The sequence below is a fragment of the Bradyrhizobium guangdongense genome (genome assembly GCF_004114975.1).
Lineage (GTDB): Bacteria > Pseudomonadota > Alphaproteobacteria > Rhizobiales > Xanthobacteraceae > Bradyrhizobium > Bradyrhizobium guangdongense.
Genome location: NZ_CP030051.1, coordinates 300,124 through 314,139 on the forward strand (window position 1 = coordinate 300,124; position 14,016 = coordinate 314,139).

Here is a 14,016-nt window from a genome sequence, read left to right on the forward strand (position 1 = left end):
CCCGTCGCTACACTCCACCCATCTTGCAGACGAGCTTCCATTCCTCGGCCGTCACCGGCTGCACCGACAGGCGCGAATATTTCACCAGGGCCATCTCGGCGAGCTTCTTCTCGGCCTTGATCGCGGCCATCGTCACCGGCGTCTTCAACGGCTTGTCGGCCTTGATGTCGACGCAGACGAATCTTTCGGTCTTGTCGGTCGGATCGGGATAGGCCTCCTTGATGACTTCCGCGATGCCGACGATCTCCTTGCCCTCGTTGGAATGGTAGAAGAACGCCTTGTCGCCCTTCTTCATGTTCACGAGGTTCTGGCGCGCGGTGTAGTTGCGCACGCCGGTCCAGGCTTCGCCTTTGGCGCCCTTCGCAACCTGCTGGTCCCAGGACCACACCGATGGTTCGGATTTCACCAGCCAGTACGCCATGCTCATTCCTCTGCTTTGAAGGGGCGGGTCAACAGCGCCGATATCGCGGCGTCGATCGTGCTTCTGCCGCCGAGAATCGCTGCGACGGCCTCTGATACCGGCATCTCGACGTTTTGCGAGACCGCGAGCTCGACCAGCACCGGCGCGGTGAATGCGCCTTCCGCAAGCTTGCCTGCGGGCGCCGCCTCTCCACGACCGAGCGCGATCCCGAGCGCAAAATTGCGCGATTGCGCCGTCGAACAGCTCAATAGGAGGTCGCCGAGGCCGGAGAGACCCGAGAGCGTTTCCGCGCGCGCGCCGCAGGCGCGTCCGAGCCGCGCCAGCTCGCTGAAGCCGCGCGTCGTCAGTGCGGCGAGCGCGGAGGCACCGAGGTTGCGGCCGACCACGATGCCGGCGGCAATTGCCAGCACGTTCTTGGCGGCGCCACCGATTTCGACGCCGCGGACATCAGTGGTGTGATAGGGCCGGAAGGTCGCGGAGCCCAACGCCTGCACCATCCGGCTCGCCAGCGCTTCGTCCTTTGCCGCCAGCGTCACTGCCGTCGGCAGTCCGCGCGCGACGTCGTCGGCGAAGCTCGGGCCTGACAGGATCGCAGGCTGCGCGTGCGGCGCGGCTTCCGCGATCACTTCGGTCATGAATTTGCGGGTGCCGTGCTCGATGCCCTTGGCGCAGGCCACAACGGGCGTTGGAGTTGCAATGTGCGAGGCCAGCAGGTTGACCGCGCCACGCAAATGTTGCGCGGGCGTCGCGATCAGAAGCATGTCGGCACGCGCGGCGAGCGCCAGATCGCTCGTCACGACAATCTCGGGCGCGAGCAGCACGCCCGGCAGCCGCGGATTGTCACGCGTTGATGCGATCCGCGTCGCATGTTCCGCATTGCGCGCCCACAGCGTCACCTTCCGTCCGGCACGTGCGGCTACCGTCGCCAGCGCGGTGCCCCAGGCGCCGGCACCGATCACCGCGACGGAGTCGAACGCAGCCATTGTCAGTATCCCGCCCGCGTCTTGCCGTAACCATCAGGCGCGGTCGCATTCGCGTCGAGCAGCCAGCGCGCGCGCGGCTGCGCCTCCATCGTATCGGTGATGCCGAGCGCGAGGCGTTCGGCGCCGGCCCAAGCGATCATCGCGCCGTTGTCGGTGCAGAGCGCCGGCGGCGGCATGATCAGCTGGGTCCCGGCCTGCTTTGCAACGTCAAACAGCACGCCGCGGATTGCCCTGTTGGCGGCGACACCGCCGGCCGCGACCAGCGCGCGCGGCGCACCGAATTGTTGGCGGAAAAGCTTCAGGCCAACGTTGAGGCGATCGGCCGTCGAGTCCAGCACCGCGGCCTGGAAGCTCGCACAGAGATCGCTGACGTCCTGCGGCGTGATCTCGGCCAGGCGGCTCGCTTCGGTGCGGACGGCTGTCTTCAATCCTGACAGCGAGAAATTGGCATCGGGCCGTCCCTGCATCGGTCTTGGAAACGCAAAGCGCGTGGCATCGCCGTTTGCCGCGGCGCGTTCGACCTGCGGTCCGCCGGGATAGGGCAGGCCCAGCATCTTCGCGACCTTGTCGAAGGCCTCGCCGATGGCGTCGTCGACGGTGGTGCCGAGTCGCACATAATGGCCGACGCCGGTCACCGCGACGATCTGGGTGTGGCCGCCGGAGGCGAGGAACAGGCAGTACGGGAATTCGATGCCGTCGGTCAGGCGCGGCGTCAGCGCATGTGCCTCGAGATGGTTGACTGCGACCAGCGGCGTGTCGTGCACCATCGCGATCGCCTTCGCGGTCGTGAGCCCGACGATGACGCCCCCGATCAGTCCCGGCCCCGCGGCAGCTGCGACGCCATTGAGCTGGGCGAAGCCGATGCCAGCTTCGCTCATGGCGCGGTCGATGATGCCGTCGAGCAGTTCGACATGGGCGCGCGCGGCGATTTCCGGAACGACGCCGCCGAAGCGGGCGTGCTCCTCGATTTGTGACCGCACGATATTGGACAGGATCCTGCCGCTGCCGTCGGACGCGCGCTCGATCACGGCCGCCGCGGTCTCGTCGCAGGTGGTCTCGATACCCAGTACCAGCATTGGCGAATTGTTATCCAATTTGCGCCCTTGCGCTCATCCGTAAAGCAGAGTTCTGCTAACGCGGTAGCATTCCGGGGTCATCTTGCGCAATCGTCACGCGCCGCTCTCCCTCGCGAATGCGTCACCGCCGGGTGGTTCGGGAACATAAGCGATGTCCATTCTTGTCACACGGCCGCATCCCGACAACGAGACGACGGCGGAAAATCTGCGCGCCCGGGGGCATGTGGTGCTGCTTGCGCCCGTACTCAAATGCGAGCCGGTTGCCTTTCACGACGAGAGTGAGACGAATTATGGCGCCATTATCGTCACGTCGGCGAATGCGATCCGTGCCATCGCGGCGCAACTGCGCGATCGCGGCCTTTTGGCGCTGCCGCTCTTTGCGGTCGGCGAGCATACGGCTTCCGTGGCGCGCGAGGTCGGTTTCAAGGATGTGATCGTCGCCGGCGGCGATGCCGCTTCCTTGCGCGACAAGGTCGTGCAAGGCGCGCGGGACAAGGTGCTGAAGAAGAAAAGTACGCTGCTTTATCTTGCCGGGGCGGATCTGTCGCGGGATCTCGGCGGCGAGCTCGGCGCGGAAGGGTTCAGCGTGGTCACGCAGACCACTTACCGCATGGCCCCGGTCAAGGTTCTCCCGCGCGAGGTCTGCGAAGGCTTTGCCGCGCATGGCATCGAGGCGGTGCTGCATTACTCCAGGCGCAGCGCGCGCGCCTTCCTGGATGCCGCACGGGACGAGGGCGTCGAAATCTCGGCACTGGCGATTCCACAATGCTGCCTGTCCGAGACGGTCGCAAGCGTGCTGCGCGATGCCGGCGCATCGCAGGTTCTGGTGGCCGCGAGCCCGGACGAAAATGCCTTATTTGACGCCTTGGAGCGTGCTTTGCGCACCCGTTTGGCGTAAGAGGACGGGCCGAATCCGACGCAATCGGGCTCGCTTCTGGTATGCAAGTGTGAGGAACCGTCACGATGGCCGACGACAAGCCTGAAGACGCAGGGCTGGCTCCCGAATCCGGCCGCGCCAAGCGCACGCCGCCGACCATTGACCTCGAAGCGACCGAAGTCTCCACCCAGCCGCAGGACGTACCGGGCGAGCCTGAGACGCAGCCAGCGGCCGAGCCGGCAAGCTCGGAGCACGCCGCCCCCGAGGACGCCGAGGTCGAGGCGGCCAAGATCGAGACGGAGCCGCAGCGTGAGGAGGCGCAGGCCGCTGCAACGTCTGCCGCCATCTCTCCCTGGGTCATCGCGCCATTTTCCGGCGCCGCCGCAGCGGCAGTCGTGATCGCAGTCGGTTGGGCGCTGGGGTGGCCCGCGGTGCAGGCTCCGCCCGCCGCGCCGCAAGTGACCAGCGCCGCGGTCGATGCGCTGAGCGGACGCCTCGCCGCAGTCGAAGCCAAGGCCGGAAAGCCGGCGACCGATCCGGCGATGACGACGCGGCTCGACGCGCTGGAGAAATCCGTCGGCACTCTGCGCAACGACGTCGCTAATTTGCGCGCGCAGTCCGACAAGATTGCGAGCGCATTGAACGATGCGAAATCCGCGCCGCGTGACGCCTCGCCATCCGTCCTCGCCGCTCTCGACGATCGCATCTCCCAGCTCGAGCGCGCCAGCAAGACCGCGCGCGCCGAGCTCGCGCAGCAGGGCGAGAAGATCGCCGATGCCAAGGCAATGGACGACAAGCCCTTGCGCTATGTGGTTGCCGCCACCCTGCTGGACGTCGCCGTTCGCCACAACGATCCCTATGAGGCGCAGCTCAATGCTGCGCGGTCGTTCGCAGCCAAGCCCGAAATGCTGAAGCCGCTGGATATGTTCGCAGCATCAGGCATCCCGACGCCGTTCGCGCTGACCCGCGAGCTCCTCAACATCGTGCCGAAGCTGTCGCCGCCGCCGGAGGCCCCTCCCCCTGGCGCCGGCATCGTCGAGCGCCTTCAGGCGGGAGCGTCGAAGCTCGTCCGCATCGAGCGCACCGACGGGGTCGGCAACGACCGCGGCGCCATCGTCGCGCGGGTCACGGCCGCGGCGCTGCGCAACGATTTCGCCGAAGCGCGGCGCGAGCTGATGACGCTGCCCGAGAGCGAACGTGGGCCGGCGAAGGCATGGCTGGACAAGGCCGATGCGAGAGACGCCGCGCTCGCGGCCTCCCGCAAATTCGCCGACGATGCTCTGGCGGGTCTCGCCAAGCCGGCTCCATAGATTGCTCGATAAGACTCGCGCAACAATCCGCGCGTATAGGGATCGCCATGCTTCGCATCGTCCTCTTCCTCGTTCTGATCGCGCTTGCAGGCGCCGGCGCCGCTTGGGTCGCCGATCAGCCCGGCAATGTCGTGCTGACCTGGGGCGGCTTCCGGGCCTCACCGAGCATTCCGGTGTTCGTGCTCTGCCTCGGCATCTTCGCAGTCCTGGTCGTGCTGCTCTGGAGCGTCCTGACCGCGATATGGCGGACGCCCGGACGAATCCGCCGCCGCCGGCACGAGAAGCGCCATGCCCGCGGCCGTCACGCCATCACCCACGGCCTGCTCGCGATCGGTCATGGCGACACCGCGCTCGCCCGCCGTCACGCCGAAGCGGCGCGGCGGCATGCGCCCGACGATCCGCTCGCGCTTCTCTTGCATGCGCAATCGGCTCAGCTCGAGGGCAATCGCGACGAGGCGCAGCGCGCCTTCCGTGCCATGGCCGAGCGCGAGGATACGCGGCTGCTCGGCCTGCGCGGCCTGTTCATCGAGGCGCAGCGCGCCGACGATGCGGTCAGCGCGGTGATGATCGCGGAGGAAGCCATCAAGCTGTCGCCGTCCTCGACCTGGGCCTCGCATGCGGTGCTCGGCTTCCGCTGCGCGCGCGGCGACTGGAGCGGCGCGCTCGCGATTCTCGATTCGAATTTGTCCGCCGGTCTGATCGACAAGCCGACTTACCGCCGCCAGCGTGGCGTGCTGCTCACGGCGCGCGCGCTGGAATTGGAGACGATGGACCGCGACGTCGCGCGCGAGAGCGTGATGGAAGCTGTCAAGCTCGCGCCGACCCTGGTGCCGGCCGCCGTGCTTGCCGCGAAATTCGAGAGCGAGGCGCATCAGGTGCGCCGCGCCATGAAGCTGGTCGAGGCCGCCTGGCTCGCCAATCCGCATCCAGATCTTGCCGATGCCTATGCGCACGTCAAACTCGGCGATTCGGCGCGGCAGCGTCTGCAGCGGGTCGAGACGCTCGCGGCGAAAACGCCGGCCGACAAGGCTGGCCATGTCGAGGGCCAGCTCGCGATCGCGCGCGCCGCGATCGACGCTTCCGAATTCGCCCGTGCGCGCGAAGTGCTCGCTCCCTACGTCAACGATCCAACCCAGCGCGTGGCGCTGCTGATGGCCGAGCTGGAGCGCGCCGAGCATGGCGACGGCGGCCGCGCACGGGCCTGGACCTTGCGCGCGGTGCGTGCCCGCCACGACCCGGCCTGGACCGCGGACGGCTATGTCAGCGATCGCTGGCGCCCAGTTTCTCCGGTCACCGGCCGGCTCGATGCCTTCCAGTGGCAGACACCGGTGGCGAGCCTGCCCTCGGACAAGGGCACGACGATCGAGTCCTCGGCCTTCGAGGAAGCCATGCTCGCCGCCCCCGCGCCGAAGCGGGTGGCGGCGGCGAGCGAGGCGCCGGAGGAACCGGTGGTGATCGCGCCGGATCCGACCCCGGTCGCGGCTCCAGCTGCGCAGGACAATGCGCCCCCGGCGGCCAGGGAAGAGCCGGCGGTGACGCCGGCCGAGCCGGTCAAGCCCGCCCCTGACGCCACCGAATCATCGCCTCTGGCGGAAACCCCGGTGTTCCGGACCCGCGCCGACCTCGGCAAGCCCGCGCCGGCGCCGATCCAGACCGTCATCCCGATCGTCCGCGCCCCTGATGATCCCGGGATCGATGACGAGGGTCCGAGCGATGAATTTACGGAACAAATCGGCACGCCAAAGGCTCAGGCCGGTGGTTGGCGCGGATTCTGGTCCCGCTGGGGCGCGTGATCAGTATTTCGCACCTCCCTTGTCCTTGCCAATTCGGGCCATGCCCGATATCAGGAGCGCGCGTATCGGGGCCGGCGTCGCCCAGCCCCGGCAGGGTTCGCCGCAATAGCTCAGTCGGTAGAGCACGTCATTCGTAATGACGGGGTCGGGGGTTCGAATCCCTCTTGCGGCACCACCGCTCAAAACTCTCCCCCGATTCGTCCCATCGCCACGCGAGCTCTTACCCACTGAACTGGCGTGAGTGCGTCGACGCTTTCATGTGCCGCCGAATCCGAGACGGCGGTCCCGCGTGATGTCTCTCACATAACTTCGCACGCCTCCCCCGTAGTGTCCCGGTCACGCAAACGCGGGGAGATTTCACATGCGTAAGATCGTTCTGGTGGCCGCCATGGTTCTGGTCTCTGCATCGGCCCAGGCAGGCGGCTCGCGCAGCCTTTCGCTGGCCGCGGCCAACGAGCAGGCGCCGGCATCTCAGTCGACGACGGCGCCGATGCCCGCCACCACGCAAGTGAGCGAGGCCGCGCCAGTGGCCGCAGTTCCTGTTTATGTCGATCGTCCGCCCGTGGTGTCCACCACTCCGGCCGCTGCGCCAGTCACGACCACGACGCCGCCGTCCGCGCCCGTCGCGACACGTCCCGCACCGAAGACGACGGCAAGAGCGGACAAGCCCAGGCACAAGCGTCGCTCGACCGAAAGCCGCATCATCGCCGAGCTGCACCGCCACGGCATTTATTGGTGAGCAACGCGCCAGCTCCCAAAATGAATATGGCCGGGCTGAGCCCGGCCATATGCTTACCGAGACTTGACGCGCTCAGCGCTGCGAGACCGTCTGCACCACGCTCGAAACCGGGCGTGCATTCGTCGCACTGCCTGACGTCGGCACCTTCAACTCCTTGAGGATGGCCTCGTCATATTCGGGCAGCGAGTCGAACGTCGTCTTGGCCTTGATCTGCACGACCTTGTAGCCGCCGGCCTTGAGACGCGCCAGCAGCGTCGGCAGCGCTTCGCCGGTCCGCTTCTGGAAGTCGTGCATCAGGATGATGCCCTTGCCGAGCTTGTCGAGCTTGGTCATCACGTTGTTGACGATCTTGTCCGGCGTGTTCTCCTTGCGGAAATCGAAGGAGTCGATGTCGGTCGAGAAAATTCCGAGATTGCGAGTGCCGAGATAGCTCACCAGGGCCGGGCTCTGCGACAACTGCGGGAAGCGGAAGAACGGCGACGGATTGGTGCCGAGCGCCCATTTCACCGCGCTGAAGCCCTTCTCGATCTCGTCCTTGGCCTGCTGCTCCGTCATCTTCTTGCCGGCGAGATTGACGTGCGACCAGGTGTGGGTGCCCACCGTGTGGCCCTGAGCCAGAACCTGGCGCAGGATCTCCGGATGCCAGGTGGCGTGCTTGCCGACCGAGAAGAACAGGCCCTTGGTGCACTCATCGGCCAACGCCTTGAGCACGGCTGGCGTGTTGTGCGGCCAGGGGCTGTCGTCGAAGGTCAACACGACCTCCTTGTCGGCAAGGAAATCAAACTGCTTGAACTGCTCGAAGCCGAAGCCCGGACCGCCCGTCGTGTCGATCTCGACCACGCGCGAGACGCCCAGTGCATTCGGATTGGTGCAGGTCGTGGCCTGCTGAACCGGAGCCGGCGCGGGCACCGGTGCCGGAGCGGGCGCTGCCGCGACAGCGATGGGCTTGGCCGCGATCGCCGCTGTGGTCTCGACGTCGTCCTTGGCGGCGAGCTTGGCCGGCAGGGGATCGGCGGCGCGGGCGGCTGTTGTCTTGGGAGCGCCCTGATCGGCGCGGGAGGAATAAAAGTACCAACCTCCGGCGATCAGGACCGCCGCGAGGACACTGGCCAGCATCAGGCCTAACGCATTACGCATCGCTACTCTTTCCAAATACGCAACCAAACCAGCGGAATTTCCCGCGCGACGAGCCATTAATGCGAAGGAACAGTTAACGTGACACCAACACGACGGCGGATGCGGAGGATTTTCAGGTAAGTGCGCCAAAGTGACCGATGTCACAGAGGATAGGTCGCCCCGTGACCATCATCACAGTGGAAAGGATTTTCCGGGAGCATGGTCATTCCCATCAACAACCGGCCCGCGCACCCGCGGTGCCAATGGGAGCTTCACATGACGAAGTCGTTTTCAGCCACCATCCGCGACACCAGCCTGGCCCTCGGTTTTGCCGCCATCGTCTCGATCGTCTCGACGACCTCGAGCTTCGCCTTCTCGGCCGAAGCGCAGCAGATGTGCACCGGCGATGCCTTCCGCCTGTGCTCCTCTGAAATCCCCAACATCCCGAAGATCACCGCCTGCATGATCAAGCATCGCTCGGATCTGAGCGCCGGTTGTCGCGCCGTGATGGACAAGGATCTCGCCAAGGGCGCCTCGCGCAAGCTCGCCGACGCCCAGGACGGCCAGTAAAATCGCGCTCTAAAGCTCCCGCGCGGTGTGCCCCGGCGTCAAGCCGGGGCCATCGGCACGCATCGGTCCGCCTGCCAAGAAAAGCCCAAGAAAAGCCGTTGCGACCCCGAGATCGTCGCACTAGCTTCGCCCGCATATCTCAAAGGGTACGAGGCATTACGCGATGACCAGATTTCTTTTCACAGTCTCTTTTGTTCTATGCGCATCGGCTGCATCCGCGCAGCAGCAGCCCGGCCACGACGCCTGCGCGCGTGACGTCACGCGCTTTTGCCGGGCCGTGATGAACAATGGCGATGGCGCCGTGCTCGCCTGCCTGAAAGAGCACCGCACGCGCCTCAGCAAGGCCTGCGAGAAGGTGCTGACGGAGCACGGACAGTGATCGTCATTCCGGGGCGCGCGAAGCGCGAACCCGGAATCCATTTCTCCACGCATTATGCGGACTGATGGATTCCGGGCTCGCGCCTGACGGTGCGCCTCGACGAAGCAAAACCTATGTGCTGCTCCCCGCCGCCGTCGCGACCACAGGCAGCACCTCGGCGCTGGCACGGTCCGGCGTTTCTTCCTTCCAGCGCACCGAGCCGAACGGCCGCTCCAGCATGCGGCGGATCCGCACCGGCTCGGGACCGATGTGGAAATCGATCGCCTGCTGATGCAGCGCGCGTTCGGACTGGGTCGAACGGTTGCGCTGGCGCAAATAGTCGAACCAGGTCGGGCAGTGATAGCGCTCCGTCCACAATTCCGGATCGGCAATGTCGCGCGCGATCGACCAGCCATAGGCGCCGTTGCGCTGCCGGGAGAGCTGCACGTCCTGCATCACGTTGTGGAAGGCGCGCGCGTTCTCCTGGGCGACGCGATATTCGATCTCGACCACCAGCGGTCCGCTGCGTCCCGTCAGCGACAGCTTCACCTCGGGGTCGGCCAGCACGTCGGCGTCCTCGTTGCGGGCGCCGACCCGCGGCATCGCGAGCCAGAGCCCCAGCAGCGGCGAGACCAGCATCAGGCCCGCGGCGGTCAGCAGTGCGACCTCGACGCCGGCATAGTCGGTGAGATGGCCCCAGCCCCAGGCGCCGATGGCGATGCCGCCTGATATCGAGGCCTGGAATGCGGCGAGCGAGCGTCCGGCGACCCAGCGCGGCGCCGACAGTTGCACGCCGATATTGAACAGCGCCACGGCGGCCATCCAGACCGCACCCGCCAGCACCAGCGCGGCCGCCGTCAGCACCGGTTCGGTCGAGAGCGCAAGCGCCGCCATCGCGAACGCCATCGAGATGGTGCAGGCGCGGATCGCGGCCTCGCCGCTCATCCGCTTGCGCAGCTCGTGAATGTTGAGCGCGCCGACCACGGCGCCCATGCCGAAAGCGCCGAGCATGATGCCGTAAGTCTGCGCGCCGCCATGCAAGAGGTCGCGGGCCACCAGCGGCATCAGCGCCATCACAGCGCCGCCGATCAGGCCCATCACCAAGGTGCGCAGCAGCACGATCTTGATCGGCGGCGAATTGGTGATGTAGCGGAAGCCCGAGACCATGGCGCGGTTGAGCTTCTCCCGCGGCAGGCGCGACGGCTCCGTGGTCCGCCGCCAGAGCAGCAGCACGACCAGCAGCGGCAGGTAGAGGAGCGCGTTGCAGGCGAATGCCGCCACCGCGCCGGCTGCGGCGACAATCACGCCGCCGACCGCGGGGCCGAAGCTGCGTGCGATGTTGTAGCTGATCCCGTTCAGCGCCACCGCCGACGGCAACGCGTCCGGCGGCACCTGCTCGCTGACCGACGACTGCCAGGCCGGTCCGAACAGCGCGTTGCCGCTGCCGACGACGAAGCAGAAGGCCAGCAGGGATTCCGGGGCGATCAGCTTGAGCCCGGCGAGGACCGTGAGCGCGGAAGCGCCGGTCAACGCGATCATCAGCGCGACGAGCGTTACGATACGGCGGTCGTACATGTCGGCGATGGCGCCGGCCGGCATCGAGATCAGCATGATCGGCAGCATCAGGGCGGTCTGCACCAGTGCTACCTTGTCGGCAGAGGCCGCCATCTGCGTCATCGCCCAGGCCGCGCCCACGCCCTGGATCAGGAGGCCGAGGTTGGAGAGCAGGCTGGCGAGCCAGATGCGCCGGAATACGGTGTAGCGGAGGGGGGCGGTGATGCCGTCGGCGGAACGTCTCTGACGGTTCGTCTGCTCGGTCATATCCCCTTCCCAGTCGTCTGGCAGAAATGGCCTCATGATTCCGGCGTCTTCAGTGATGCCTGCGAAAGTCCTTCGCTGTCCAGTGGTTAGGCCGCTATAAGCGGTGCAAAGACATGGTTTTACCGGGGAGGAACAGATGAAGCTGTCACGACGGACGATCCTGCAAGGTGCGGGCGGCCTCGCTTTCGCGGTTGCGAACTTACCGATGGACGCGCTGGCGCAAGCGCCGTCCGCGGCTGCAGGCACGGAGGCGCCGCCGATCCTGTTCGTTCACGGCAATGGCGATTACGACGCGCTCTGGATGACGACGCTGTGGCGGATGGAATCAAATGGCATCGCGCACGGTCGCATGATGGCGGTCAATTTCACCAATCCCACCGCGCGCACCGACGACACGGTCGAGCAGGCCAATCGCTCCTCGACCGAAGATCAGCGACGCGAGCTTGCCGCCGCCATCACTGAATTGAAGCGCCGCACCGGCGCGTCGCGCGTCGCGCTGGTCGGCAATTCGCGCGGCGGCAATTCCATCCGCAACGTCATCAAGAATGGCGGAGCCGGCGATGTCAGCCACGCCGTTCTGTGCGGCACGCCCAATCACGGCGTGTTTGCGCTCGATGATCTCCTGGGCAGCGAGTTCAACGGACGCGGCGCCTTCCTGCGCGGCTTGAACGAGGGTGACAGCGAGGTCACGCCCGGTGTCGCCTTCCTCACCTTGCGCAGCGACGGCATGGACAAATACGCGCAACCCGATGGCCGCTTTATCGGCAGGCCGGGCGTACCGACCAATGTCACGGCTGAAGGGCCGGAGCTGAAAGGCGCGACCAACCTCGTGCTCGGCGCCATCGACCATCGCGAGACGGCGTATTCTCCGCGGGCGTTCCGCGAGATCTACAAATTCATCGCCGGCCGCGAACCCGCGCGTATCGCGATCACGCCGGAGCGGACTGTTCGCCTCGGCGGATTGGTCACCGGCGCTGCAGACGGCGTGCCGACCAACCGTCCGGTTGCCGGGGCGACAGTCGAGGTCCATCACGTCGATCGCGAGAGCGGCGAGCGCAGAGGCGATGTCGTGCACCGCTCGACGACGGGTGCAGACGGTCGCTGGGGACCGGTCGAAGTCGAGTCTGCCTGGCCGCTCGAAATCGTCCTGACCTCGCCGGATGCCCCGATCACGCACTTCTACCGTTCGCCCTTCCCGCGCTCTTCCGACGTCGTGCATCTGCGCGCCGCGCGCCCGTTCACGCCCGAGGACAAGGACGCCGCTGCCGTGGTGATCATGTCGCGTCCGCGCGGCTATTTCGGCCTGCCGCGGGACATCGTCCTGTTCGACGGCAAGGAGCCCGCCGACGTCCATTCGGGCGTGCCCGTAGATGCGACAGCAACCCTGCGCCTTTCTGCCAGTGATGTCGGGCGTAACGTCGTGGCCCAGTTCAACGAAGAACGAATCGTGGCGCGCGCTTGGCCGGCCTCCGAGAACAGGATTGCGGTTGCCGAACTGACTTACTAGCTATTTGCCTGCGCAAGCTTTTACTGGGACGACATCTGCGGGAGAGAGCCATGAACATCGCCAGCGTGCGGCGGCCCATCATCCCCCCGACCCCGCCGCGCGCGCCGGACGATCTGTCGTTCTTCGGGCGGCTCGCGATGATCAGGCGGAACATGATCGCAACCTGGGGGCAGCGCGCCTATGAGGAAGAGATCATCCAGGGCCGCTTCTTCCTGCACAAGAGCTTCATCCTGAACCAGCCGGACGCGATCCGGCACGTGCTGCTGAACAATTACGAGAACTACACGCGGACGCCGGCGGGCATCCGCATGCTGCGTCCGGTGCTTGGCGACGGTCTCCTGCTTGCCGAAGGCCATTCCTGGACATTTCAACGCCGCACGCTGTCGCCGGCGTTCACGCCACGCGCCACCGCCAACCTCGTCCCCCACATGACGGCAGTGCTCGACGAGACCATTGCGAAGCTGGATGCGCGGACAAGCGAGCCGGTCGATCTGCGCGAGGTCATGCAGCGGATGACGCTCGAGATCGCCGGGCGCACGATGTTCTCGTTCGGTATGGACCGGCACGGACCGACCCTGCGCAACTTCGTCATGGAATATGGCGAGCGGCTCGGGCGGGCCTACTTCCTGGACATGCTGCTGCCCGTGTCTTGGCCGACGCCGATGGATCGGGCGCGCGCCCGCTTCCGCGCGCGCTGGACCGAATTCGTCGCGATGCTGATTGCCGAGCGGCGCACGGCGGGCAAGAAGGAAGGCGCGCCGCCGCGCGATCTGTTCGATCTCATGGACGAGGCGCGCGATCCTGAAACGGGCAAGGGGTTTTCCGACGAGCAACTCGTCGACGAGGTCGCGACCATGATCCTCGCGGGTCATGAGACGACCGCGACCGCGCTGTTCTGGGCGCTCTATCTGCTTGCGCTCGATCCGGAGACGCAGGAGGAAGTCGCCTTCGAGACATCAGGCGAGCATCTCGACAGCATCGCCGATATCGATCGGCAAAAATTCACCCGCGCCGTGATCGACGAGACCGTGCGGCTCTATCCTCCGGCCTTTCTGATTGCCCGCGCCGCGCGCGACAAGGACAATGTGGCGGGCGCTGCCGTCAGCAGAGGCGATGTCATCATGATCGCGCCCTGGCTGCTGCACCGGCACGAGAAGCTGTGGGATCAGCCGAACGCGTTCATCCCAAAACGCTTCATGTCGAAAGAGCCGCCCGACCGTTTCACCTATCTGCCGTTCGGCGCGGGGCCACGCGTCTGCATCGGCGCGCCGTTCGCGCAAGCCGAGTCCGTGCTGGCGTTGGCGCGGCTGATCGGCGCATTTCGCGTCGAGCTCGTCGACGCCGATCCCGTCATTCCGTGCGGTGTTGTTACGACGCAGCCGGACCACTCCCCAATGTTCCGCATCACGCGTCGGTGACGGGCGATCGCCCGGCCGATGGCGTGA

Annotated in this window: 13 protein-coding genes and 1 tRNA gene; 9 read left to right on the forward strand and 5 right to left on the reverse strand. The window is 66.5% G+C overall.

What is annotated here, in order from left to right; genetic code table 11:
• Positions 1–7 precede the first annotated feature (7 nt).
• Genes X265_RS01400 through tsaD form a run of 3 tightly spaced genes read right to left on the reverse strand, consistent with a single transcriptional unit; the run spans position 8 to position 2,480 of the window.
• The gene (locus tag X265_RS01400; RefSeq protein ID WP_128963288.1) at positions 8–421 is read right to left on the reverse strand and encodes an EVE domain-containing protein; all 414 of its coding nucleotides are present in this window, start codon (positions 419–421) and stop codon (positions 8–10) included.
• Between the two features lie 2 nt (positions 422–423).
• Positions 424–1,404 (reverse strand): NAD(P)H-dependent glycerol-3-phosphate dehydrogenase, encoded by a 981-nt coding sequence (locus X265_RS01405; protein WP_128963289.1) that lies wholly within the window; start codon positions 1,402–1,404, stop codon positions 424–426.
• Positions 1,405–1,406: 2 nt separating this feature from the next.
• Positions 1,407–2,480 carry a tRNA (adenosine(37)-N6)-threonylcarbamoyltransferase complex transferase subunit TsaD gene (gene tsaD / locus X265_RS01410; RefSeq protein WP_128963290.1) on the reverse strand — a complete coding sequence of 358 codons (1,074 nt, stop codon included), beginning with the start codon at positions 2,478–2,480 and terminating at the stop codon, positions 1,407–1,409.
• Positions 2,481–2,631: 151 nt separating this feature from the next.
• On the opposite strand from tsaD, the gene X265_RS01415 reads away from it, so the two are divergent.
• The 5 genes from X265_RS01415 (at position 2,632) to X265_RS01435 (ending at position 7,199) form a co-directional block, all read left to right on the forward strand.
• Complete coding sequence (locus tag X265_RS01415) at positions 2,632–3,378, forward strand: uroporphyrinogen-III synthase (protein WP_128963291.1); 747 nt, start codon at positions 2,632–2,634, stop codon at positions 3,376–3,378.
• A gap of 65 nt (positions 3,379–3,443) precedes the next feature.
• Positions 3,444–4,667, forward strand: coding sequence for a COG4223 family protein (locus X265_RS01420; RefSeq protein ID WP_128963292.1), 1,224 nt, complete (start codon positions 3,444–3,446; stop codon positions 4,665–4,667).
• A gap of 47 nt (positions 4,668–4,714) precedes the next feature.
• Positions 4,715–6,460 (forward strand): heme biosynthesis HemY N-terminal domain-containing protein, encoded by a 1,746-nt coding sequence (locus X265_RS01425; RefSeq protein WP_128963293.1) that lies wholly within the window; start codon positions 4,715–4,717, stop codon positions 6,458–6,460.
• 99 nt (positions 6,461–6,559) lie between these two features.
• Positions 6,560–6,635 (forward strand) — tRNA-Thr (locus tag X265_RS01430).
• A 186-nt stretch (positions 6,636–6,821) separates the two neighbouring features.
• A complete protein-coding gene (locus tag X265_RS01435; protein WP_128963294.1) occupies positions 6,822–7,199 on the forward strand; it encodes a hypothetical protein in 378 nt (125 codons plus the stop codon).
• Between the two features lie 72 nt (positions 7,200–7,271).
• Here the strand turns inward: X265_RS01435 and X265_RS01440 are convergent, their stop codons facing one another.
• On the reverse strand, positions 7,272–8,336 hold the full coding sequence (locus tag X265_RS01440; protein ID WP_128963295.1) for a polysaccharide deacetylase family protein: 1,065 nt from the start codon (positions 8,334–8,336) through the stop codon (positions 7,272–7,274).
• A 255-nt stretch (positions 8,337–8,591) separates the two neighbouring features.
• On the opposite strand from X265_RS01440, the gene X265_RS01445 reads away from it, so the two are divergent.
• Together X265_RS01445 and X265_RS01450 are read left to right on the forward strand one after the other, a co-directional pair.
• A complete protein-coding gene (locus X265_RS01445; protein WP_128963296.1) occupies positions 8,592–8,885 on the forward strand; it encodes a hypothetical protein in 294 nt (97 codons plus the stop codon).
• Positions 8,886–9,048: 163 nt separating this feature from the next.
• Positions 9,049–9,264, forward strand: a complete 216-nt coding sequence (locus tag X265_RS01450) for a cysteine rich repeat-containing protein (RefSeq protein ID WP_128963297.1) — start codon at positions 9,049–9,051, stop codon at positions 9,262–9,264.
• 111 nt (positions 9,265–9,375) lie between these two features.
• Here the strand turns inward: X265_RS01450 and X265_RS01455 are convergent, their stop codons facing one another.
• Entirely contained in the window at positions 9,376–11,064 is a 1,689-nt protein-coding gene (locus X265_RS01455; protein ID WP_128963298.1) for an MFS transporter, read from the reverse strand.
• A 136-nt stretch (positions 11,065–11,200) separates the two neighbouring features.
• Between X265_RS01455 and X265_RS01460 the strand changes: the two genes are divergently transcribed.
• Complete coding sequence (locus tag X265_RS01460; protein WP_164938371.1) at positions 11,201–12,571, forward strand: hydrolase; 1,371 nt, start codon at positions 11,201–11,203, stop codon at positions 12,569–12,571.
• 50 nt (positions 12,572–12,621) lie between these two features.
• Complete coding sequence (locus tag X265_RS01465) at positions 12,622–13,989, forward strand: cytochrome P450 (RefSeq protein ID WP_128969099.1); 1,368 nt, start codon at positions 12,622–12,624, stop codon at positions 13,987–13,989.
• The last annotated feature ends 27 nt before the right edge of the window (positions 13,990–14,016 follow it).